This is a genomic window from Halorarum halophilum, from assembly GCF_013401515.1.
In the GTDB taxonomy this organism is placed as follows: Archaea; Halobacteriota; Halobacteria; order Halobacteriales; family Haloferacaceae; genus Halorarum; species Halorarum halophilum.
The window spans coordinates 1208033-1230870 of the sequence record NZ_CP058529.1 but is presented as its reverse complement, the minus strand read 5'-3'; the positions used below and the strand labels follow the sequence as shown (position 1 = coordinate 1230870).

The following is a 22838-nucleotide window of genomic DNA, read 5'->3' as shown; positions in this document are numbered from 1 at the left end:
CGTATTGAAAGCAGTTCCCAGTAAAGGAGAGCGTAAACGCGAAACCGCGTCGGAAGCCGGCTTCGAAGCGAGATACCGATTCGGCCTGTTCCGGCATCGTCGGGCGATTCGAGTGCGGGAAACCGGTGAGTAACAATGCCGGTTCGTCGGTAATCTCGGCGGAGATGGGAGACAAGGTGTGGAATCCGAGGAACCTGTTCGACGTGTTCGGTGACTCGCTCAGTAGGCGGATCCTGCTTCTGGCGAACGACTCGCCGGTCTCGGCGACGGTACTCGTCGACGAACTGGACGTCACGCCGCCGACCGTGTACCGTCGGCTGGACGAACTGGGCGAGCACGACCTCGTGAAGGAACGCCGACGGATCGACGAGCGCGGGAACCATTATCGCACGTTCGAGACGAGCCTGCACCGGGTCGAGTTCGAGATCGAGGACGGACGGTTCACCGTCGACGTCGACCTGAGACGGGACCTCACGGATCGCTTCGAGGCGTTCTGGTCCGAGTTCGAGGGGGGAAGGCCGGACGCCGGCGTCGACTCCCCCGAGCGGGGCGACCGCCCCAGCGTGCGCGACGACGTATCGACCACATGAGCGAACTGGCCCGACTCGGCGTGTTCCTCGTGGCGAACGTCCTCCAGTTCAGCGTCGGCATCGGTATCACGGGGCTGAGCTACCTGGCGTACCGGTCGAGCGGCGGGAGGCCCGCGTTCCGCAACTCGACGCTCGGCTTCCTGCTGATCACGATCGGCGGCGTCCTCGCCCCCGTGTACCAGATCTGGATCAAGGGGGACTACTCCGTCAGCGGTCGCGAACTCCTCGAACTACAGATCATGGAGGGAACGCTGATCACGATCGGACTCGCGCTGCTCCTCTACTCGATCTACAGTTTCAACGCGGGATTCAAGCGCGTGTCGGCCGACGTCTACGATTTCGGGGACGGGAAGAGTCCCTGATCCGATCCGCGTCGGGCCGAGCGCCCAGGACCGAGGTACGGGACCCGGACACCAACGGGCAGGTTGCGGAGGGTGTTCACCCGGACCAGTCGGCGTCGGAGAGCGTCCGCTGGACGGCTTCCTCGCCGACGGCGGACGCGAGCTTCTGGAAGCCGGCCTTCTCCGAGCGGTCCGACGAGTTGGCGACGAGCCGGGAGACGATGAACTCCGGCGTCGACTTCCCGACGGTGCCGAACCGGGGCTGGTAGTCGACCCGGAGCTTCAGGTCGTTCGTCAGCCCCTCCGCGAAGATGCCGTCCACGCGGGCCACGTCCGGAAGGGGGCTCAGGTCGTCGGCGAGGTGGGTGACGTACGCGCCGAGCGCGCCGCGGTCCACAGTCAGCTCCACGAGGCCGTTCAGCAGGTCCGCGGCCCTGCCCGGTTCTGTGATGGCCTCGAACTCGTCGACGAGCATCAGCGTCCGACCCTCGCCCGACAGCGGCGGGACGATCGACTTCAGCGTCGCCTCCAGCACGCCTGCGTTGAACGAGGCGTGCCGCCGGTGGAAGACGACCGTGTCGAAGCTCCCGACCTCCGCGGCCTCGGCCGGGACCGGCAGCCCCATCGAGGCGAGCACGGTCACCTGACACAGCGTCTCCAGCAGCGTCGTCTTCCCGCCGGAATTCGCCCCGGTGAGCACCGTCACGCGGTCGCCAGACGGGGCGTCGATGTCGAGGCCGTGGTCGCCGACCGCGTACGTCACCGGCTGGACGTCGCCCGCGAGGAACAGGTTCCGCGCGCCGTCGACCGCCACGCCATCGACCCGACCTCCCACGCCGCCCTCACCGCCGTCACCCGCGTCCCCGTTCTCGCTGTCGCCGTCAGTCCCGTCGCCGTCGAGTACCGGCCGGGTCAGGTCGTACTCCACCGCGAACCGCGCGAGCGAGAGGAGGAACGCGATGTCGCTCACGGCCGTCACGGCGGCGTCGACGTCGCCGCCGGCCTCCTCGACCGCCGCCTCGAGCTCCGCCCGGACCTCGGCCTCGTGCTCTGCCACGTCGGCGTCGAGGTCGGACGCGAGCCCGCGGAGCGTCGCGCTCACGAAGTCGGCCGAGTCGACGGCGCCGTCCGGCGCCGCCGACTCGACACGGCCGCGGGTCAGGTCGGTCTCGCTCGCGACGTACTCCACGACGGTCGAGCGGAACGCGTCGGCGTCGCGGACGCCCCGCTCCCTGATCGTCTCGATGACGTCGAACGCGGAGTCCTCTAGCTCACGGGCCGCGTCACGTTGTTCGCGCAGGCGGTCGAGTCGCTCGTCGGCGCCCTCGGCGATCTCCCCGGACCCGCCGTCCTCCCCCGACTGGTCGAACGTCCCGGAGAACGCCGCGAGGGCCTCGCCGGCCTCGCGCAGCGCGTCCTCGTCGATGTCCTCCAGGGCGGCGAAGGTCCCGCCGCGCAACCCGGCCGCCCTGAGCGCCAGCGCCGTCCGGACGGCCGCCGTGTCCGTGCCGCCGGCCTCGTCGAACTCGCGGAACGCGTCGAGCACCGCCTCGCGCTCCTCGTCGTCGAGACCGATCCAGGCGTCGCGGGCCTCGAGCACGTCGTCGAGGCGGTCCCGTCGGTCCGCGGGGTCGGTGAGCGGTGTGAGCACGCGGACCCGGTCGGCGGCGTGCTCGGTGACGGCGAACTCGGCGGCGAGCGTCAGCAGGCGGTCGTAGACGTTGCGGGCGTCCGCGGTGCCGAACAGGTCCATCCCGGCCTCGCCGTTCGCCCGGCGGAGCACCCAGGTCGCCCGTCCGCGCGACACCCCCGCGTCGGCCAGCGCGGCGACGTCCGCCGATTCGATGGCGGAGATCGCGCGTTCCTCGCCGAGCGTCCCCCGGAGCGTCTCGGCCGTCTTCGGTCCGACGCCCCAGTAGTCCTCCAGTCGCATACCCGCCCGGTGGACAGGCGGGCCTTTGTCGCTACCGGTCCGTCAGCTCAGGCCGGCTGGCGTTCGGGTTCGCCGGGACCCTCCGACCGGTCCGCCTCGTCCTCCTCCGGGTGTCCCTCGGTCCCGCCCGGGTCGTCGAGCGATCCCCCGAGCGCCCGCGCGAGCGCCAGGGTCGCCTCCTCGTGTTCCCGGCGGGTCGCCCTGACCGTCATCGGCCTGACGCCGAGCGCCTCGTACTCCCTCATTCGGTCCGTCGACCCCTCCCGCTCCCCGCGCTCGTCGAGGTTCGTCCGGACGCAGTCCAGGAGCGCGTGGAGGTGGATGAGTTCGTTCTTTCGCATAGTACGCGTGCTACGTGCTGGAGGCACCTAAGGGGCTTGCTCGGGCCGATTTTCGGCTCCGAAGCCCCTGCGGGTCACCCGTCCTCGAGCGTCCCGTTCAGCACCTTTGCGGCGACGAGCACCGGGTCCCAGACGGGGGAGAACGGCGGCGCGTACGCGAGGTCGAGCCGTTCCACCTCGGCCACGGTCATCCCCGCCTCCAGTGCCGTCGCGACCGTGTCGATGCGCACCGCCGCGCGGTCGGTGCCGACGATGGCGCCGCCGAGTAGCCGGCCGGACTCTCGGTCGGCACACAGCGTCACGGTCGTGTCGGCGTTGCCGGGGTAGTACCCCGACCGCGAGCCGGCGGTGATCGTCTCGCTCACCGGTTCGAACCCGGCCTCGCGGGCGTGGTCGTGGTCGATGATACCGACGCGCCCGCACTCCTGCTCGAACGCCTTCACGACCGCCGTGCCGGCGACGTTCCCGACCGGCGTCGGGTCGCCCGCGACGGTCGCGCCGATGGCCCGACCCGCTCGGTTCGCCGTCAGGCCGAGCGGGACCCAGGCCGATTCGCCCGTTACGGCGTTGGTGTCCTCGGCGCAGTCGCCGGCCGCGTAGACGTTGTCGGCGGACGTCTCGCCGTACTCGTCGACCGCGACGGCGCCCGACGCGCCGAGGTCGATCCCCGCCTCGGCCGCGAGGTCCGACGCCGGTTCGACCCCGACCCCGACGACGGCGAGTGTCGTCTCCAGCTCCTCGTCGCCGCAGACGACCGCCTCCAGTTCCCCGTCGCCGCGGAGCCGCTCGACCGGCGTGTCGAGGTGGAGCGTGACGCCCCGCTCGCGGAGTTCCGTCGCGACGGCGTCGCCGACCGCCTCGCCGAACGGCTTGAGCAGCCGCTCGCCGCGCTGGAAGACGTGGACGTTGAGATCCCAGGCGGAGAACGCCTCAGCAAGTTCGACGCCCACGTAGCCGCCGCCGACGATGACGGCACGTTCGGGCGGGTCGCGCTCGGCATACCGCCGCACCAGCGCCTCGTCGGTGAAGCCGTCGCCGACCGTGGCCGGGTCGACGCTCCCGGGCTCCTCCAGGAACGCGCGGATCGCCGCCGCGGAGTCCATGTGGTGGAGCGTGAACGCCCCCGCGAGTTCAACCCCGGGGAACGGGACCGCCGCGGTCGCGCCGGTCGCCACGAGGAGGTCACCGTAGGGCTGCTCGAACTCCGCACCCCCGCCGCGGACCGTCACGGTCCTCCCCTCCGTGTCGATCCCGATCACCTCGTGGTCCCGGCGGAGGTCGATCCCGCGCTCCTCGATCTCAGCGGGGGAGAGCGACGTGAGGTCGACGAGGTCGTCGACCTCGCCCTTCACGTAGTACGGCGTGCCGCAGTGGGCGTAGGAGACCCAGCGGCCGCGCTCGAACACGACGACGTCCCGCTCGGACTCGCGGGCGCACTTGCTGGCCGCGCTGAGCCCGGCCGCGTCCCCTCCGACGACGACGAACGGATCGGACATGCGGATGACAACGAACGGCCCCCGGATAACGTCTCGCCTCCCGTCCACGTCCGCCGATTCGCCGCGGACGGGGCGACACCAGTCGTCGCCGCGGGGTTTTTGCCGACCGACCCGAAGCTACCGCCATGCACGACCGGACGAGGGGGCTCGTCTACATCGTCGTCGCCGTGGCGACCCTGTTCGTACTGCTCGCGCTCACGGCGCTCCCGTCCGTGGCTCCGGGGCTGCCGTTCGTCGGCACCGTCGGCTACTCGTTCGCGCTCCTCGCCCTGATGGTCGTCGCGTTCCCCCTGCTCTGGGTCGGCGGCCGGCGAACGATGGAGTCGCTCCGGGACGAGTTCCCGGAGGACGACGCGGTGGGACGCCGACGTCGCGAGTAATCCCCACTGTGCCACCGCGTCCCGTTCCCAGGGATCTCGTTCCTGCCTGCACGGCCCGGGCAGGGCTCTACCTGAACGTTCAATCAATCCCGGCAGGTATTTCATGTCGTAGTGGAAGGAGTTAGGCGAAAATGTCCCCCAGTTTACCCTCTGGTCCGGTCCCTCGCGCCCTCCTGGCGGCGCTGGTCGTCCTCGCCGGCCTGACGGCCCCGGTCGCGGCCGACGGATTTCTCGCGGTGACCGCGAGCGTCGGGACCGACGACGTGGTTCCAGAGACCGAGTTCCCAGTGAACGTCACGGTGACGAACGCGGAGGACAGTAGCAACGACTACATCGTCACCGACGTCGTGATCCGGGAGGGCAGGAACCGGTCCTCCGACGAGATCGAGGAGCTGGACGTCTCCGAGCGCATCCGGCCCGGCGACGCCCGCGAGTTCACCGTCCGCCCGATGGTGAACGAGACGGGCCGACACACGATCTACGTCCACGTCAACGTCCTCGAGACGGACGGCGACCGGCGGCGGATCGTCCAGCCGATCGGCGTGACGGTGCGCGAGCCGCACCCGCAGCTCGAACTCAACGTCGAGGAGGCGGTCGCCGGCGCGAAGCGCCCGGTCAACGTCACCGTCTCGAACGGGCTGAACGAGTCGGTCCGCCAGCTCGATCTCACCGTCTCCTCCCCCGCCGACGAACTGACATTCTCCACGAGCGCCCGCGTTCGGTCCGTCCTCGGCCCCGACGAGGACGCGACGTTCACGTTCCCGGCGACGGCCGCCGAGACCGGCCGGTACCCCGTCGAGGTCACCTTGCGCTACACCCAGGACGGCGAGCGCCGCCGGGTGTCGCGGAGCTTCAGCGGCGACTTCACCGAGCCGCAGAACCCCGGACGCATCCGCCTCAGCGGCGTCAACGCCGAGCGCGAGGACGGTGTCCTCACCCTCTCGGGTAGCGCGGCGAACGTGGGCTCGAACGCCGTCGAGAGCGTTATCGTGAGCGTCGCCGAGGGCGACGGGGTCTCGGCCGCCCAGCCCCAGCCCGACTACTTCGTCGGCACCGTCGAGGGCAGCGACTTCGTCTCGTTCACGCTGAACGCGGAGGTGGCCGACGGCACCGAGTCGGTCCCGATCACCGTTGAGTACGTCGTCGACGGCGTCGAGCGCTCGTACGTGGCGGACGTGCCCGTCGGCGACGCCGGGCAGGCCACGCCCGAACCCCAGTCGTCCGGCGGCGGCGGGCCGAGCCTCCCGATGCTGGTCGGGGCGGCGCTCGTGCTCGCGGCGGTCGGCGTCTTCCTCTGGCGGCGGTAACATGGCGGACGCCGACGTCTCCGACCGGACGAACGGGAGCGACGGAGTCGACCGCGACGGCGCGGTCATCGAGGGGACCGACGTGGTCAAGGAGTACGTGACGGGCGGCGAGACCGTCCGCGCGCTGAAGGGGATCGACTTCCACATCGACCCCGGCGAGTTCGTCGCCATCGTCGGCCCCTCCGGCTCCGGGAAGTCGACCCTCCTGAACGTGCTCGGGCTCCTCGACGTCCCCACGAGCGGCCTCGTCACCCTCAAGGGGACGGACGTGGCGACGTTCAGCGACACGGAGCGGACCCGGCAGCGGAAGGAGGTCATCGGCTTCGTGTTCCAGAACTTCTACCTCATCTCGACGCTCACCGCCCGCGAGAACGTCGAGGTGCCGCGACTGCTCGACCGCACGCCCGGGAAGACCCGCGAGCGCGCGACCGACCTGCTCGAACGGGTCGGCCTCGGCGACCGCATGGACCACTACCCCGACGAGCTGTCGGGCGGGCAGAAACAGCGCGTCGCCATCGCCCGCTCGCTCGTCAACGACCCCGAACTCCTGCTCGCCGACGAGCCGACCGGCAACCTCGATCGCGACACGGGCGACCAGATCCTCGCCGAGTTCGAGCGCATCACCCGCGAAGGCGTCGCCGTCGTCACCGTCACCCACGACGACTACGTCGCCGCGTTCGCCGACCGGGTCGTCCGGCTCATCGACGGCGAGGTGGTCGTGGAGGACACCGACATCGTCGACCGCGGGGGCGGCACCGTCGAACGGTCCCGCCGGTCCGCGGGGGACGACGAATGAAGCTCCGCGAGCGCCTGTGGGGGACGTTCCCGACGTTCCTCATGGCCCGTCGCAACCTCACCCGCGCGCGGACACGCTCGGCGCTGGCCATCGCCGCTATCGTCATCGGCGTCGTCGCCATCGGCGCCATCGGCGCCGGGGGGGTGTCGTTCAAGGAGGCGCAACTGGACACGATCGGCACCATCGGCTCGGACCTCCAGGTGTTCCCGGGGCCGGACAAGGACCCGCAGACGATGACACAGGCGGACGTGGACACCATCGACCGCGTCACCGGGACCGCCGGGATCATCCCGCTGAAACAGGAGAACGCGCAGGTGGTCGAGCGCGGTGAGACGACGGGAGGCGTCACGGTGTACGGCGTCGAGCAGCCCCACGAGCTGTACACGGTCGTCGAGGGGTCCGTCCCGGGGAACTGGCGCAAGAACGCGCTCGTCGGCGAGTCGTTCGCGGACGAGTACGGGCTGGAGCCGGGCAACAAGCTCGTCCTCGAACGCACGGTCGTCCGCGACGGCGAGCAGGTCAGCGTCCAGCAGACGTACCGCGTCGCCGCCGTCCTGCAGGACGAGGGGCAGGCCGCGGTCGCGCGGCCGAACGACGCGATCGTGCTCCCCCCCGAGCAGTTCGAGGAGGACACGTACGTCCAGGTGGTCGTCCGCACGGAGGACACCCGGCAGGCGAACGCGACCGCCCAGGACATCCGCCGGGCGTTCAACGGCCGCCGCGAGAACATCCAGGTGTTCGAGCGCGGCCAGGTCGCCGAGCAGATCGACCAGGCGTTCGCGCAGATCAACCTCTTCCTCGTCGGCATCGGGGGCATCTCGCTGCTCGTCGCCGGCGTGAGCATCGCGAACGTGATGCTCATGTCGGCCATCGAGCGCCGCGAGGAGATCGGCGTGCTCCGCGCGGTCGGCTACGAGAAGGGGGACATCCTCCGGATCCTCCTCGCGGAGGCGACGCTGCTCGGCGTCGTCGGCTCGCTCATCGGCGCCCCGCTCGCGCTCGCCATCACGGCGCTCATCAACGACGCGCTCCTGCAGGACCCGCTCGCGTTCACTGTCCAGGGCCTCCAGTACATCGCGGCGGGGGTCGTCTTCGGCATCATCGCCAGCATGCTCGGCGGACTCTACCCGGCGTGGAAGGCGGCCCGGGAGCGTCCGGTCGAGGCGCTACGCGGATGAACTCGACCAGGTGCGAACGGACGGCGTCGAAGGTGGGCGGGTAAAAACGGAGTTGCAGATCGGCGGCGTCCGGTGGTCAGGGGCCGCCGGAGGTCCCGGTCGGGGAGGAGCCGTCGCCGCTCCCCCGGTACGTCCTGAGGAGTTCCTCGAGGATCATCCCGGGGCGGTCCGCCGCGTCGTAGTTCTCGTCGATGAACCGCTCGGCCGCCTGGAAGTCGTTGCGCAGGCCGTGCTGCCGGACGGTGATGACCGCGTTGAGGAAGTCGCGGCCGCCGTCCGCGCCGAGGAGGACCGGTTCGTCTTTGAGGTCGAGTTCGTCCTTCAGCTCGCCGTAGTTGAACGTCTCGGGCTCCCAGTCGTCGTCGACGAGCGCCAGAACGTACTCGGCGGAGAACCGGTAGAACTCCGACTTGCTCTCGAACACGCCGTCTTCGACGAGCCTGTCGATCTCGTCCACGACGGCGTCGGGGTACCGAACGGTGTCCTTGGCCATACCTGCACCTCCTGTTGTTCGCTCCTATCCGTGGAAGGATATAGTAGTTTGGGAAGCCGTGTCGCTCCAACCCGTCGAGACGACGTTCTGGACCGTCTCGAGGCGTCTCCACGCGTTCGTCGTCTTCTCCGAACCCGAACAATACTGGTTGGCAGTTCGGCAGAAAACCGGTCAAATACGCAACCAGAGGGGTCCATCCGTTGGATGTTCGAGCAGGGCGGTGCGCGAGGGACTGGCGACTCGAAGCGGGAATCACACGTCGGGGGACGACCGCGCGGCGTGCCGGAAGCGGGGCGTTCACGTGATCGGTCCGCGAACCGCGGGGCGTGAAGCGTCCGTCGCTCGACGCGGTCCGTGGCTTCGACCGCGCGGTCTACGTCGTCGCCCTCGGCCAGCTGGTCAACGTCTTCGGCTCCGGGCTGGTCTACCCGTTCGCGACCGTCCACTTCCACCTCGAGGTCGGCATCGGGCTCTCGGTCGTCGGCCTCGGTCTGGGGGCGCGGAGCGTCACGACGGCGGTCGGTACCGGCGTCGGCGGCTACATCGCCGACGCCGTCGGTCGAAAGCCCGTGATGGTCGCCTCGATGGCGCTGACGGCCGTCGCACTCGCCGCGTTCGCGTTCGTCCCGGAACTCGCCGTGACGGTCCCGCCGAAGCTCGCGGCGACGACCGGCGTCTCGCGGCTCGGCGTCGCGTTCGTCGGCGTCTGCGTCGTCTCCGGGGCGGTCGTCGGGCTATACACGCCCGCGGCGTCGGCGATGACCGCGGACCTGACGGGCGACGCCGAGCGCGACCGCGGCTACGCGCTCCTGAAGTTCGCGAACAACGTCGGCTTCGGCGCCGGCGTCGTCGTCGGGGGGATCGTCTACTCCGTCGCGAACGTGGCCGTGTTCCTCCTCGACGGCGCGACCTCGGCCGTCGTCGCGGCCATCCTCCTGCTGTTCGTCCCGGCAGTCCACGGCGGGAGTGGAACGGGGGAGGACGGCGACGGCGAAGCCGACGCTGGCGCGGCGTCCGACTCGTCGCTCTCGCGGTGGTGGGCCGCCGCGACCCGCCCCCGGGTGCTCGCGCTCGCGGCCATCAACGTCGGCTTCGCGGCGATGTACGCCCAGATGCAGACCACGGTCCCCGTGGTCGCGAAGGAGGGGCTGGGACTGACCGCCGCACAGCTCGGCACGCTGTTCGTCCTGAATCCGCTCACCATCGTCCTGCTGCAGATCCCGCTCGTCGACGCCGTCTCCGGCTGGCGGCGGACCCGGGGGCTCGCCGTCTCCGCCGCGCTGTGGGGGCTCTCGATGGTCGTCGCCTGGGGGGCCGATGTCGGCGCGGCGCCGGTGCTCGTCGGCGTCGCGCTTGTCGGCGGGCACCTCGTGTGCCGGACGCTCGGGGAGATCCTCCACTCGCCGCTCGCCTCGTCGCTGATGTCGTCGCTCGGGACGGCCGGCGAGCGGGGGACGCAGCTCTCGGTGCTCGAGATCGCCAAAAGGCTCGGCATGGGCCTCGGCGCGTTCCTGGGCGGCGTCTTCTTCGACTACGGCTACTCGGGGGTCTGGTGGGGGATCCTCGTCGCCGTCTGCCTGCTCATGGTCGTCGCGCTCCTCGGGTTCGAGCGGTCCGTGTCGGCCGAGGAGAACGGCGCCCTCGGCGACGCTGCTGTGGCTGATTGAGGCGCACGCGGCCGCAGTAGCTCGTCTCGAACCACGTCGTGCCAGAGAAATCGAGGATTGAGGGGAAAGCGGGCCGACGACCGCCCCGATGCGGGCGTCCAGGAACAGGTACACGTCGAATGCACCGGTGAAGATACGCGTCGAACGCCGCACGCGGACCCACGGGCCCGTCCGGTCAGTTCGACTGGCGGTACACGAGGTTGCGCTGGACCTCGTTCGCGCCCTCGTAGATGACCGGGATCCGGACGTCCCGGTACACCCGGGCGATGCGTCGGTCGGCGAGAACCGAGCGCCCGCCGTGGAGTTGCATGCCGCGCTCGGCGCAGTCGACGGCCGTCTCGGTCGACTTCAGTTTCGCCATCGCGGCCCACAGGCCGGCGTTCTCCCCGGTCTCGACCTTCTCGGCGGCGCGGTACGTCAGCGACCGCGCGGCCTCGAACTCCGTGCGCATGTTCGCGAGGTCGTGCTGGACCGACTGGAACTCCGAGAGCTTCCGGGCGAACGCCTCGCGGTCGTGGACGAACGACCAGGCCTCCTCGATGGCCGCCGCCGCGAGCCCGAGGCCGTGGCCGCCGACGACGACCCGGCCGTGGTTGAAGAAGTCCGCCAGCGCGTAGAAGCCGCCGCCCTCCGCGCCGACGAGGTTCCCCTCCGGCACGAAGCAGTCCTCGAGGACGATGTGGCCCTGCTTGGACGCGCGCATCCCCATCTTCTCGGGGATGTGCTCGGCTTCGTAGCCGTCGCGGTCGGTCTCGACGATGAACAGCGAGTAGTTGCCGTAGCGGTCCTCGCGATCTCCTGTCTTCGCGTAGACGGTGAGCCAGTCGCCCTCGACGGCGTTACCGACCCAGTACTTCTCGCCCGTGAGCTCGTAGCCGCCGTCGACCTTCTCGGCCGCGGTGGTCATCCCCGCGAGGTCGGAGCCGGTTTGCGGCTCCGAGACCGCGAGCCCGGAGATCTGCTCGCCCTCGGCGACGGGCCGGACGTACTCCTCGCACTGCTCCTCTATGCCGTACTTGTAGACGAGTTCGTTGCCGAACGACGCGAGCATCAGCGTGAGCCCGATGCCGGCGTCGGCGCGGTAGAACTCCTCGGCGACGGCCAGCATCTCGGCGAGCGAGAAGCCCCGTCCGCCGTACTCCTCGGGGATGTCCTGGCCGACGAGGCCGGCGTCCTGCCCGGCTTCGAGCACCTCCCACGGGTAGCTCCCCTCGCGGAAGTGCTCCTCGGCGACTGGAGCGATCTCCTCGGCGGCGAACTCCCGCGCCTCGCGCTTCACCTCGCGGGCGTGCTCGGGGACGACTGACTCCTCCAGCAGGTCGAGGTCGGTGTCCATGCCCCGACGTACGGAACCGGCGCCATTAACGGTCGTGGAACTGTGGGCCGCGGGTCCGTCGTTTATCGGTTCCCCGGGCTGGTAACGGACCGGTGGTGAGCCGGGGGTTCGAAGGCCGGCAGGTCCGCGGCGCGGATGCATGTCCCTGCACCGTCCGCGGGTTCGGGTTACTCGTCGGCCTCGCCGAGTCGTTCGCGGACCGCCGGCCGCTCGACCGTCCCGGAGTCGGTCCGCGGGAGCTCCTCCGCGAACGCGACCGTCCGGGGGCGCTTGAAGTCGGCGAGGCGGTCGCGGCAGAACTCGGTCACCGCCTCGGCGTCCAGGTCCGGGTCGGAGCGGACGACGAGCGCGGCGACCCGTTCGCCCCACTCCTCGTCCGGGAGGCCGAGGACCGCGGCGTCGTCGACGTCGGCGTGTTCGCGCAGGGCTGCGACCACCTCGCCGGGATCGACGTTCTCCCCGCCGGTGATGATCCGGTCGTCGACCCGGTTCAGCACGTAGCAGAACCCCTCCTCGTCGCGATATCCCACGTCGCCGGTCCGTAACTCGCCGTCGACGAACGACGTCTCGTTCGCCTCCCGGTTCCGGTAGTAGCCGGGCGAGACCGTCGGTCCGGAGACGACGAACTCGCCGACATCGCCCGGGGGAACCCCCTCGCCGTCCGCGTCGACCACGCGGAGGTCGGTCCAGAACAGGGGCCGACCGACGGTGCCGACTCGGTCGAACGCCTCGGTCGGGCGGGCGGCGGCGATGCCGGAGGCGGTCTCGGTCATGCCGTACGTCGGGTGGACGGGGACCGAGTAGTTACGACAGCGTTCGAGGAGTTCCTCGGATGCGGGCGCGCCGCCGAGCAGTACGACCCGGAGCGAGTCCGAGAGCGTCCCGCGCGCGTCGAGCATCCGGCGGAGCATCGTCGGCACGAGCGAGATGCCGGTCGCGTCGTACTCGCGGACGTCGTCGGCGACGCCGCCGGCGTCGAACCCCGTCCGGAGGACGACGCTCGTGCCGTACAGCGTCGCGCGGTACAGCGGCATGATACCGCCGGTGTGGTGGAACGACAGCGCGGCCATGTAGCGGTCGTCCGGGTCGACGCCGAGTCGGAACGCGGACGCGACGGCGGAGGACAGGACGTTGCCCATCGTGAGCACCACGAGCTTCGGGCTGCCGGTCGACCCGGAGGTGAACAGCATCAGGAGGGGATCGCCACGGTCCCAGGTCGCCGGGTCGAACGCCTCGGCGTCGGCCCGACGGAGGTGTGCGACCGCGTCGGTGTCGGGGTCGTCGAACGAGACGACCGGGACCGTCGGATCGCCGTCCGCCGACCCTGTCGAGCTCGCCTCGACGGCAGCCCCCTCGGTCTCGCTCCCGCAGAGGAGGAGCGTCGGGGCGGCGGTGTCCAGCCGCGGACGGAGCTCCGCGGGGGTGAGTTCGTGGCCCAGCGGAACGAGCCGAACGCCGAGCCGCATCGCCGCGTGAACGAGCGTGACGTACTCCGTGCGGGGCTCCGTCACGACGGCGAGGTGGTCGCCCGGGGCGAGGCCGAGGCCGGCCAGGCGCTCGGCCATCGAGTCCGCGGCGTCGTCGATGTCCTCGTAGCTCCACGTCCGGCCGCTCGCCGCCGAGACTAGCGCCTCGGCGTCCGGCGAGGCGTCGACCCGGTGGGCGAGCCAGTCGCGCATACCGAGGGACGTGGACCGGGGCCTTACTACTCTTGCGCCTGGCGACGGTGCCGGGCGACGCGAACCGGGGCCGGCCGCTCAGTGCTCGACGAACTCGACGAGCACGCCGCCGGTCGACGCCGGGTGGAGGAACGCGACGTCGTGACCCCAGGCGCCCGGGCGGGGCTCGTCGTCGACGAGTTCGATGTCGAGCGCGCGCGCCCGACCCAGCGCGGACTCGACGTCCTCGGCCGCGAACGCGAGGTGGTGGATACCCGGTCCGTTCTCCTCGACGTACCGCGCGATGGTCCCATCGTCTAGCGGTTCGAGCAGTTCGAGGTACGAGTCGCCCAGTTCGAGGAAGACGACGCCCATCCCGTCGAACTCCTCCTCGTGGGCGACGCTCGCGCCGAGGAGGTCGGTGAACAGTTCTGCGAGGGCCGCGGCGTCGTCGGTTGCGATGCCGACGTGGTCGAGGTGCATGGTCGTACCGTGGCGCGGAGGGGTCTAAACTGGGGTGGGATGCGATTCGGCTGCGGGTTGTGCGGTGGCCCGCGGCGGCCGCGCCTCGTGTGCGGCCAAGGTGCGCGAGGGATGAGCGAGGAGCGTCCTCCGAGGTAAGGGAGGTCCGTGGCGTTTCATTGGATTAGCAGTCGCGGTCAGTCTCCTTTCGTCCGAACCGGCGTCACGTCAACGAGGGGCACCTCCGGGGTCGGTCAGCCGGATTGCTACAGACGCAGGAGACTCAGCTTTGTCGAACCCCTCGCTGAGCCGAACGAGAACTGGTGAATACTACTCACCCTGGCCAGAATGGGTTGCCGAATGTAGAGAATCTATGCGACATGGTGGCGGCATTACATACGAAGTGGATCTATTGGATTAAAATAGAGATTAGCGCTTTCGAGCGACGAGCGAGATGCTTTTCACGCCGTACTTCTGGCACGCGCCCTGCGCCTGTTGTGAGGTGAACTCGTACTGCGAGTTGTCCCGGACTTCGATGAGTTTGAAGCCAGGTGTTTCGATCATCGCCGTGTAGTCGTCGACCTGTTCGGCGCCGCCGATACAGGCCGCCCAGAGGTCTGCGTTGGTTTTAATGCTCTCAGACAGTCGCTGCTCGCTGATGATGTCCGAGAGTGCTAACCGACCGTCGGGCTTGAGCACGCGGCTTACCTCTTCGAAGACACGATCCTTCTCCGCCGAGAGGTTGATAACGCCGTTCGAGATCACCGCGTCGAACGATCCGTCCTCGAACGGAAGGTTCTCGATGTACCCTCGGCGGAACTCGACGTTGTGGAAGCCGTTGGCCGCTGCTAGGGTGCGAGCCTTCTCGACCTGCTCGTCGGTCATATCGATACCTGTCACTGTGCCGGTCTCTGTGACATGCACCCCAGCGACGAAGGCGTCCATTCCCGACCCGCTACCGAGGTCGAGCACTGCCTCGCCTGGCTCGAGCTCGACCATGTCGAAGTAGTAGCCGACACCCGCAAACGAGTCGATCGCCGGGTCGGGAACGTACTCGAGATCGTCGGGGTCGTAGCCGAGGCGGTCGGCGAGGTCGCGGCCCGTCTCGAAGTGGAACTCCGCGTCAGCGGACTCAGCGACGTCCCGGTACATCGACTTGACCTCACGTTCGAGTTTGTCCGTGTCGAGTGATTCACTCATCGGTGGTCACCAGTCAGTCGTCGCCCGCCACCTCGGCGGGCGCGTTGATGGTCATATCGACGTCCTGAGCGAGGGAGACGAACGTGTAGACGGGTGCCCGCCGCGCCCACTCGTCGATCAGGTCCCGATCGAGATCCTCGCCGTCGATCTCGACCTCGGCGGAGAGGTTCTCGAAGACCGAGTCGGCCTCTCGGAGTTCCTCGAGACTGAAGAGAACCGCTGGATCGAAATCAGTCCGGACGCGCGTCTGGAGGTGGTCGATATCCACGCCGTTCGCGGCGGCGTTGATGGTGATGCCGACGTTGATACAAGCGGCCAGCGCCGACAACGCCGCTTCTATCGGTTCGAGCCGGTCGGTCCCGCCGACCCACCCGCCGGCGTCCAGTACTTCCTTCCAGGCGCCGTAGGGAATCGTGTACTCGCGTGTTTCACGAGTGATCGTCTCGCCTCCGAGCTCGTAGCTATCGACTTTCGCCAGGCTGTGCGCGGCCGTCCCCTCGTAGGTCGCGGATGCCCCGAGGCCAAAGTGGACGGCTTCGGGATTCTCCGCAGCGTGTGCGGCGAACCCTTCGAGTGTTTCGAGGTCGATACCGTGCGACAGTTGTCGTTCGTCAGTCATTGTTGTGTCTCTCCCCAGTTGGAGCTACGTTTGTGTCTCCAACCGGCAAAAGCAGTTACGAAGATGAGTGTATTGTAGCTATTTCGTGGAGGTTCGGCAGCTCCTGCCGTTCACGCATCCACTGCAAAAGAACCACCAACTGCAATCCGGCGCTCGTCGAGTCCGACCACGTCACGTGAGTCACTACGTCTCGAGATCGGGCGAAACGTGAGTGGAATGTACCAGGCCAAATCAGGTCGCAGGGAACCTTACCCGATGTTCTTTTGCGGTTCAACGGGGCGTGCACCAGACCTGTAAGTTTCGTAGACGGACTTCGCCCACTCGCGGACCGCCGGCGCGTCGGTATCGACCAATGCACGTACCGTTCCACTGTCCTGATCGTAACAACTGATCGTGACGCGTTCGTCGAGCAGACCAATTCCGTACGGAGAGAGGTCGTCGTGCTCTAGAATCGTGAAGTTATCCCGTTGCATCATCTCCGAGCTGCGATTCGGGTACGTCGAAAGAAAGTACGTGTGGCACTCCGGTCGGTCGATCAACGTCGTGTCTAGACCCTCCTCGATCAGTTGGTGGAGCACGTCGAAACACGGATCCATCAGCGCGACTTCAGGGCGGAGAAACCGTAAGGTGGCCGTCTCCCGGAGAAGCGACTCGAATCGACCCACCGGACGATACGGAGCATCGGGTTCGGCGACGGTTACGGTCAGTTCCGACCACGTCTCGAACGGAAACTCGCTGATCGCGTCGGGGAGCCAGTGCCAGACATGACGCAACTTTCGCTCGGTTTCGACTCGTTCGATCAAATCCCCCATCCCGGATGCGATAGCCTCTCCCAGTCGTGTCGCCACGTACTGATACCCGTCTTTGCGGATCCAGAGCCGGTCGTCGAATTCGTCCAGCGTCCGGCGCATCGTGGAAGACGAAACCCCGGCCAACTCGCAGAGTTCGGAGCGGCTACGGGGTCGTTCCGTCAGTGCGACGAGCGTCGGGACGCGATGTTCGGACCGCGCGAGATACGCTATGTCGACGATCGCCGATCCCATATTACGGTGTTCCATGTTAACAAATCTCATAACAGGGGTACGCTAAGGATCGTGAAAACAATTATGTCCTCTCACGCGACGCTCGGTAGTAGATTCGCCGAGGTGTCTGCTAAATTCCGATAAACGCAGTACAGTCAAGGAAACGCGACATCACTCGCTCGTCAGCATCCCTCTGTCCCAGCAACGGTCGCCTTCTCCTCATAGAGGAAGTGTTGTCTTCGGGTAGAATCGCAGCTGGGTCCACGAGCGGCTACCTGCGATCTGTCCCTGAGCAGTGGCATCTGCCGACTACGCGCTCTGTATTCAGCGTGACCCGACGAGCATCACCAATACCTGATCGAAATTCGACGGATCAGTTCGCAGTTCTACGAAACAGTTGATTCAAACAGAGCCAATTGAACAGTTCCGCTATTGAGTGTGACCGCTGTTAGATACCAGTCGGACTCGCGAAGGAGTGTTGCCAGCTATAAGTTATTCTCGGAAGCGACCCCCTGTACGGCTGACTGATGTACCGCTCCGTACAGCGTGCAGACTTATCACCCACACAGATGATGCATCGTACATGCTGTCCCTCCATGAGTGGTTGTCATCGCGGGGAGACTGGAAACGAGCTATCCTGAGTGGTGGTCTCGCCAGCCTCAGCTACGCCAGTATTATCTTCGGGTATAGTGCTCAATCACCCAACATCCAAATCACGGGTTCATACTGGGCCTCGTTTGGGTTGGCTGCACTCTTCGCATTCGGAACGATTGGCGTCCCCGTTCTGCTCTGGGTACGTTTCCAGATTCGAGGCCCATCCATACTCATGGCGTTCATTCTGCTGTTCTGGCACGTCTTGGTTCACATCCCCGTTCTCGGGAGTGAAGGGGGTGACGTGCCTGCGTTTGCATTAGTACTCTTCTTGGCGCCGTTCTATCTGGTCGCGTATGGACTTCTCGCCGGTGGGGAGTACTGGCTTCGAGGACGAAACGTCTCAGTATCCACCCCCAGCACATAACAGGGTAGTCGGTTTGCAGGTCTACGTAGCGGTTGATTCAGACTTAGCCGATTGAACAACTCCTTCCTTGAGTGTGAGCGCTGTAAGTGACAGTCGATCCTCGACGAAGAGTTGCCGAGAATAGGTAATTCTCGGAAGTGACCCCTATACAGCTGACTGATGTGAAGATAATTACAGGTAAGCAGTTATCGGAGCGCCTACCGATCCCTCCGGGATCTGCCAAACATTGCTTACTGAATACCGAGGGTGGATTCAGCATAGGGAGCGCGTTCTACACGGAGGGAAACAATCGAATCAGCTACGTGGTGTACCGCCGACTACTCGCTTTCCGAAATTTCTTCCTCCGCAAACCCCTAGAAGTTCTCCGCGTGCGTTTCCGTCTGGTTCTCGAACTCGCTCCGCATCGCCACTCCAACGATCCTCTTCAGCGTGCCCGTGAACTCGTACTCTTAGTCCCAGACGTACTTCGTCCGCTCGGCAGTCACGGGAGTCAATCGTGTCGAGATCGCCATCAGCACCTGTGGCGCTTCCATCGTCTGTCGGAACTCGTCAGACAGGTCTCGCTCGGTCACCGTCGCCGTCAACTCGATGGTATTGCCGTTCATCTCGAACACGAGCTGGTCCTTCGCACCCGGCATTCCGGGCGAACCGCTCACGTGCTCTTGACTCACGATTCCCTCCATCCATCCGATCCTGTTGGTGGTTTCGCCGACGAGTGCAGCAACCTCCTCGATGGGCGCGTCGATCCCTGTTTCCATCGTGTACTTCATGGAATTAGGGAAGTAGCCTTCAGGCCACAGTTTCCAGCCGTCCAAGCATCGAGCTCCAGCCCTGTGAAGTATCCTCGACCATCCCGGGATCGAGGTTCTCGTGCGTGAACACGACCTCCGTGCCCTCTCCGACGTCGTGGAACTCGACAGTGATGCGGCTCTCCGGGTTATCGATCGGGTGGTCGATTCACGGACGGTACTCCCATCGTAATGGGATGAGGGCGGCTTCAGGCGTCTCATCACAGCTAACCTGCTGGCCGTACATGGAACCTCCCCTGTTGCCTAGAACGATGTCAAAGACTTAGAATAACAACCATTTCTATGATTCGATTCCGAACCCATCTCAAGTCTATCAATCAGGGGAAGGGTCGTATTTATTGGACAATTTTATATCATGAAACTAAATGATTAGGGCATGACTTCATTGGAGGTGTCTGAGCATGGGAACATACGTTGGTATTCGAACTGGAGAAGCTGCGGAAACTGCTCGCAGAGGCCCCTTCATTCGAGGCTACGTCAATAGTGCGCTTCGTAGACAGGGAGGAGAGCGAGGAAACGCCGACTGAGAACTCCGATGCTGAGCCAGGAACTGGACTCTTCGATTACGACCCAAGTGAACTGTGCAGTCGAAAGGACTTCGTCCTGAAACTCGGCGTTTCTCACGACGAATTGTTCTGCCAACTAGTGGAGGCCAATGGGGGTACGCTTCCACAGAAGGAGTTCGCCACCTACGCGAATTTGTCGAGTTCGACGATCAGTCGGCTCCTCCAGGAGATGGAAGACGATGGCCAGGTCGTGCGCGTGCCGGTCGGCCGTGAGAAGGTGGTCTGCCTCCCCGAATACGCGCCACAGAATCAGCTCTCCGCGACCGACGACGGCGATGATACGCTCCGCGTGTGAGGAGCTTCCGCTCCAGCGGTGGGGGCAGTACGTGGCTCACGTGTCCTCGTTTCGAACAGTGGCGGAGCCCGTACCATTCGCCAACCGTCCACAGAGAATCAGCCGCTCGGAAGAACTTGCTTAGTGAGCATGGACTCCATTGTTACCCGGTTACTCAAACGTCCACACTCTGTAAAAATCAAGGAGTACATCGGTGTTCGCCCCCGTATACAGCCAATGGTCGATAGCAAACAGCGCAAATACGACCGACGTGAGGACCCATTCTCTACCAACGAATCCGTGGCGAGACTCCGCCTCAGATTGAACCACAAATCCCTGTTAGAATTAGAGGAAGATGATGTGGTCAGATGGGACAGGGACAGCAACGTCGTGAGCGAAGGACCGAACTTTATCGAGGCCTGGGAAGAGGCTAACTGCGGTCGGAACCTCAGTCTCCATTACTGAGCGATACATTCACCATCCGGTACACCAGTCCGCCCTCGTGCCCGATACGCGCTCTGGATGCAGCACGTCTCCCGAAATCTATCCTCAGCGAGGGTTTCAACGAGGTCGGATGCTCCTCTCCGCTGACGACGAACCCAGCACTTACACAGAACCCGGCTGGTACTCCCCGAACTCCTCGCGCAGCACGTTGCAGATCTCGCCCACGGTCGCGTACGCCTTCACCCCGTCCACGATGTGCGGCATCACGTTCTCCTCCCCGCGTGCGGCCTCCCGGAGCGCAGCGAGCGCCGCCTCGGCCGCCTCCGAGTCCCGGGACTCGCGGAGTTCCTGCACGCGGTCGACCTGCGCCCCCTGCTCCTCCTCTGACACGTCTTCCAGGTCGACCTGCGGCTCCTCGTCCTCGACGCGGTACTCGTTCACCCCGACGATGATCCGCTCGCCCTCCTCGATCTCGCGCTGGCGCTCGAAGGCGGTGTCCTGGATCTGGCGCTGGACCCACTGGTTCTTCACGGCCTCCAGCATCCCGCCGCGGCGGTCCACCTCCTCGAGGATCTCGAACGCCTCCTCCTCGATCCCGTCCGTCAGGCTCTCGACGTAGTAGCTCCCGGCCAGCGGGTCGATGGTGTCCGCCGCGCCGGACTCGTGGGCGAGGATCTGCTGGGTCCGCAGCGCGGTCCGGACGGACTTCTCGGTGGGGAGCGAGAGCGCCTCGTCCTTCCCGTTCGTGTGGAGGCTCTGGGTGCCGCCGAGCACCGCCGCGAGCGCCTGGTAGCCGACGCGGACGACGTTGTTCTCGATCTGCTGGGCGGTGAGCATCGAGCCGGCGGTCTGGGTGTGGAACTTCAACTGCTTCGACTTGGGGTTCTCGGCGCCGAAGCGCTCCTCCATGATCTGGGCCCACATCCGCCGGGCGGCACGGAACTTCGCGACCTCCTCCAGGACGTTGTTGTGGGCGTTGAAGAAGAACGAGAGCTGCGGGGCGAACTCGTCCACGTCGAGGCCCGCGTCGACGGCGGCCTGCACGTACTCGATACCGTTGCCGAGGGTGAACGCGATCTCCTGGGCCGCCGTGGAGCCGGCCTCCCGGATGTGGTAGCCGGAGATGGAGATGGTGTTGAACTTCGGCGTCTCGGCCGCGCAGAACTCGAAGATGTCGGTGATGAGCCGCATCGACTCCTCGGGCGGGTAGATGTAGAGATTCCGCGCGACGTACTCCTTCATGATGTCGTTCTGGATGGTGCCGCGCAGCCCCGAGCGGTCCACCCCCTGCCGGTCGCCGACGGCGACGTACATCGCGAGCAGCACGGACGCGGGCGCGTTGATGGTCATCGACGTGGACACCTCGTCGAGCGGGATGCCGTCGAAGACGCGCTCGAAGTCCTCCAGCGAGTCGATGGCGACGCCCGACTTGCCCACCTCGCCGGCGGCCATGTCCGCGTCCGAGTCGTAGCCCATCTGGGTCGGGAGGTCGAACGCCATCGACAGCCCGGAGGAGCCCTGATCGATGAGGTAGTTGAAGCGCTCGTTCGTCTCCGCCGCGGTACCCATCCCGGCGTACTGGCGCATCGTCCACAGGCGGCCGCGGTGCATCGTCGGGTAGACGCCGCGGGTGTACGGCTCCTCGCCGGGGAAGCCGAGGTCCTCGTCGTAGTCCAAGTCGTCCACGTCGTCGGGCGTGTACAGCCGCTTCACCTCCTGCCCGCCGGTGTCCGTCGTGAACTGCTCCTCGCGCTCCCCGAACCGCTCCAGCGTGGGCGAGAGCGTCTCCTCCTCCCACCGCCGTTTCTCCGAGCGGATTTCCTCGAGATCGTCGGGGTCGAACATACGCGTGAGGTGGCTCCGTCACCCCTTAAACCCTCAACGTCGGGCCGCGGCTCCACGGCGTGCCGCGCGGTCGCGTCGTTCGACCGGGATTTATGCAGTCCCCGGGTCAGCATCCCGACATGCCCACGGCACTCACCGCGGCCTACATCCTGCACACGCTGTTCGCCGGCGTCTGGGTCGGCGCCGTCCTGCTCGCGACGTGGAAGGTCGTCCCGCTGGCGAAGGGTGGCGACCTCGGCCCCGACGCGCTCCGGTCGATCGAGTCCGGCCTGACGACGCTCACGCGACTCGCCGCGGTCGTCTTCGTCGCCACCGGCGGTCATATGGCCGCGACCGTCTACGGGAGCGAGGGGCTGTTCGGAACCGGCCGGGGGCACCTCGTCCTCACCATGCTGACGCTCTGGTTCGTGATGACCGCGCTCGTCGAGGTCGGCGGGCGGCGGATGCGGTCGGCGCTCGACGTGGGCAAGGTCCGGACCGCCGCCCGCGACGCGGACGCGTTCCTGAAGGCGGCCAGCGTGGCCGGCCTCGTCCTGCTGGTCATCGGCGGCTACCTCGCCGGGCCGGCGGTGTGACGCCTCACAGCTCCGTCTCGACGACGTAGCCCCACGGCTCCAGCCCCTCGGCCTCGTAGAAGTCGAGCGCCCCCTCGTTCCCCAGCCTGTTCGCGAGCGCGACGTACTCGCAGTCCCGTTCGCGCGCCCACGACTCGACGAACGACAACAGCGCCGCGCCGTGGCCCTCGCCCCGGCGCGACCCCGTGACGACGATGTCGTGGATCCACGCGTGGCGGGCGTGGTGGAGCACGCGCTGGGTCGAGACGCCGACGACGCCGACGAGTTCCCCACCTTCGTAGCGACCGAACAGGCGGTAGTCGTCCTCCTCCCGCCAGGACCGGACGAACGGCTCGTCGACGTCGCTCCACAGTTCTCGCAGGATTGGGACCGCACAATCCCAGCCCTCGTCGGTCGTGACCTCCTCGATTCGCGTGGCGTCCATGGTCCCGGCTTCCGCTCGTCCCACGAATACGTATCGGCGGCGTGACCCGAAGGCTCACAGTCTC

At 66.9% G+C, this 22838-nt stretch carries 22 protein-coding genes and 1 pseudogene; 9 read left to right on the top strand and 14 right to left on the bottom strand.

The annotated features are described in order from the left end of the window. The first annotated feature begins 164 nt into the window (after positions 1–164). A complete protein-coding gene (locus HUG10_RS06450) occupies positions 165–590 on the top strand; it encodes a winged helix-turn-helix domain-containing protein (RefSeq protein WP_179168778.1) in 426 nt (141 codons plus the stop codon). Beyond that, complete coding sequence (locus HUG10_RS06445) at positions 587–952, top strand: DUF7521 family protein (protein ID WP_179168777.1); 366 nt, start codon at positions 587–589, stop codon at positions 950–952. The genes HUG10_RS06450 and HUG10_RS06445 overlap by 4 nt, the downstream gene beginning before the upstream one ends. Before the next feature lie 76 nt (positions 953–1028). Here the strand turns inward: HUG10_RS06445 and HUG10_RS06440 are convergent, their stop codons facing one another. The 3 genes from HUG10_RS06440 to HUG10_RS06430 all read right to left on the bottom strand — a co-directional run bounded on the left by HUG10_RS06440 (position 1029) and on the right by HUG10_RS06430 (position 4701). Then, on the bottom strand, positions 1029–2864 hold the full coding sequence (locus HUG10_RS06440) for a DNA mismatch repair protein (protein ID WP_179168776.1): 1836 nt from the start codon (positions 2862–2864) through the stop codon (positions 1029–1031). 47 nt (positions 2865–2911) lie between these two features. Next, a complete protein-coding gene (locus HUG10_RS06435; protein ID WP_179168775.1) occupies positions 2912–3205 on the bottom strand; it encodes a UPF0058 family protein in 294 nt (97 codons plus the stop codon). A 74-nt stretch (positions 3206–3279) separates the two neighbouring features. Next, entirely contained in the window at positions 3280–4701 is a 1422-nt protein-coding gene (locus HUG10_RS06430) for an FAD-dependent oxidoreductase (RefSeq protein WP_179168774.1), read from the bottom strand. A gap of 125 nt (positions 4702–4826) precedes the next feature. Here HUG10_RS06430 and HUG10_RS06425 point away from each other — a divergent pair, with 125 nt between their 5' ends. From HUG10_RS06425 to HUG10_RS06410, 4 genes are all read left to right on the top strand, one after another. Beyond that, positions 4827–5081, top strand: a complete 255-nt coding sequence (locus HUG10_RS06425; protein WP_179168773.1) for a hypothetical protein — start codon at positions 4827–4829, stop codon at positions 5079–5081. 131 nt (positions 5082–5212) lie between these two features. Further along, on the top strand, positions 5213–6388 hold the full coding sequence (locus HUG10_RS06420; RefSeq protein WP_179168772.1) for a COG1361 family protein: 1176 nt from the start codon (positions 5213–5215) through the stop codon (positions 6386–6388). 1 nt (position 6389) lies between these two features. Beyond that, positions 6390–7184 carry an ABC transporter ATP-binding protein gene (locus HUG10_RS06415; RefSeq protein ID WP_179168771.1) on the top strand — a complete coding sequence of 265 codons (795 nt, stop codon included), beginning with the start codon at positions 6390–6392 and terminating at the stop codon, positions 7182–7184. Further along, complete coding sequence (locus HUG10_RS06410) at positions 7181–8362, top strand: ABC transporter permease (RefSeq protein ID WP_179168770.1); 1182 nt, start codon at positions 7181–7183, stop codon at positions 8360–8362. The genes HUG10_RS06415 and HUG10_RS06410 overlap by 4 nt, the downstream gene beginning before the upstream one ends. A 76-nt stretch (positions 8363–8438) precedes the next feature. Here the strand turns inward: HUG10_RS06410 and HUG10_RS06405 are convergent, their stop codons facing one another. Further along, positions 8439–8855 (bottom strand): ribbon-helix-helix domain-containing protein, encoded by a 417-nt coding sequence (locus HUG10_RS06405; RefSeq protein ID WP_179168769.1) that lies wholly within the window; start codon positions 8853–8855, stop codon positions 8439–8441. 326 nt (positions 8856–9181) lie between these two features. Between HUG10_RS06405 and HUG10_RS06400 the strand changes: the two genes are divergently transcribed. After that, positions 9182–10522 carry an MFS transporter gene (locus tag HUG10_RS06400; RefSeq protein ID WP_179168768.1) on the top strand — a complete coding sequence of 447 codons (1341 nt, stop codon included), beginning with the start codon at positions 9182–9184 and terminating at the stop codon, positions 10520–10522. Positions 10523–10697: 175 nt separating this feature from the next. Here HUG10_RS06400 and HUG10_RS06395 read toward each other — a convergent pair whose 3' ends face one another. From HUG10_RS06395 to HUG10_RS22155, 8 genes and pseudogenes are all read right to left on the bottom strand, one after another. Next, positions 10698–11858: an acyl-CoA dehydrogenase family protein gene (locus HUG10_RS06395; RefSeq protein WP_179168767.1), complete on the bottom strand. Its 1161-nt coding sequence runs from the start codon at positions 11856–11858 to the stop codon at positions 10698–10700. Between the two features lie 185 nt (positions 11859–12043). Further along, positions 12044–13537, bottom strand: a pseudogene (locus HUG10_RS06390) (class I adenylate-forming enzyme family protein); the annotation flags it as partial. Positions 13538–13615: 78 nt separating this feature from the next. Further along, positions 13616–13999 (bottom strand): methylmalonyl-CoA epimerase, encoded by a 384-nt coding sequence (gene mce, locus HUG10_RS06385; protein WP_179168765.1) that lies wholly within the window; start codon positions 13997–13999, stop codon positions 13616–13618. A 408-nt stretch (positions 14000–14407) separates the two neighbouring features. Further along, positions 14408–15178 carry a methyltransferase domain-containing protein gene (locus tag HUG10_RS06380; RefSeq protein WP_179168764.1) on the bottom strand — a complete coding sequence of 257 codons (771 nt, stop codon included), beginning with the start codon at positions 15176–15178 and terminating at the stop codon, positions 14408–14410. 13 nt (positions 15179–15191) lie between these two features. Beyond that, complete coding sequence (locus HUG10_RS06375) at positions 15192–15797, bottom strand: OsmC family protein (RefSeq protein WP_179168763.1); 606 nt, start codon at positions 15795–15797, stop codon at positions 15192–15194. A gap of 248 nt (positions 15798–16045) precedes the next feature. Continuing rightward, positions 16046–16840, bottom strand: a complete 795-nt coding sequence (locus tag HUG10_RS06370) for a helix-turn-helix transcriptional regulator (RefSeq protein WP_246310225.1) — start codon at positions 16838–16840, stop codon at positions 16046–16048. A gap of 1446 nt (positions 16841–18286) precedes the next feature. Further along, complete coding sequence (locus HUG10_RS06365; protein WP_179168761.1) at positions 18287–18652, bottom strand: SRPBCC family protein; 366 nt, start codon at positions 18650–18652, stop codon at positions 18287–18289. Beyond that, positions 18627–18719 carry a hypothetical protein gene (locus tag HUG10_RS22155; protein ID WP_394354986.1) on the bottom strand — a complete coding sequence of 31 codons (93 nt, stop codon included), beginning with the start codon at positions 18717–18719 and terminating at the stop codon, positions 18627–18629. Before HUG10_RS22155 ends, HUG10_RS06365 begins: the two co-directional genes overlap by 26 nt. Before the next feature lie 341 nt (positions 18720–19060). On the opposite strand from HUG10_RS22155, the gene HUG10_RS06355 reads away from it, so the two are divergent. Continuing rightward, positions 19061–19507 (top strand): helix-turn-helix transcriptional regulator, encoded by a 447-nt coding sequence (locus HUG10_RS06355; RefSeq protein WP_179168760.1) that lies wholly within the window; start codon positions 19061–19063, stop codon positions 19505–19507. Between the two features lie 585 nt (positions 19508–20092). Here the strand turns inward: HUG10_RS06355 and HUG10_RS06350 are convergent. Then, positions 20093–21775 carry an acyl-CoA mutase large subunit family protein gene (locus HUG10_RS06350; RefSeq protein ID WP_179168759.1) on the bottom strand — a complete coding sequence of 561 codons (1683 nt, stop codon included), beginning with the start codon at positions 21773–21775 and terminating at the stop codon, positions 20093–20095. Positions 21776–21894: 119 nt separating this feature from the next. On the opposite strand from HUG10_RS06350, the gene HUG10_RS06345 reads away from it, so the two are divergent. After that, positions 21895–22350: a CopD family protein gene (locus tag HUG10_RS06345; RefSeq protein ID WP_179168758.1), complete on the top strand. Its 456-nt coding sequence runs from the start codon at positions 21895–21897 to the stop codon at positions 22348–22350. A 4-nt stretch (positions 22351–22354) separates the two neighbouring features. On the opposite strand, the gene HUG10_RS06340 is transcribed toward HUG10_RS06345, so the two are convergent. Continuing rightward, entirely contained in the window at positions 22355–22774 is a 420-nt protein-coding gene (locus HUG10_RS06340) for a GNAT family N-acetyltransferase (protein WP_179168757.1), read from the bottom strand. Between the last annotated feature and the right edge of the window lie 64 nt (positions 22775–22838).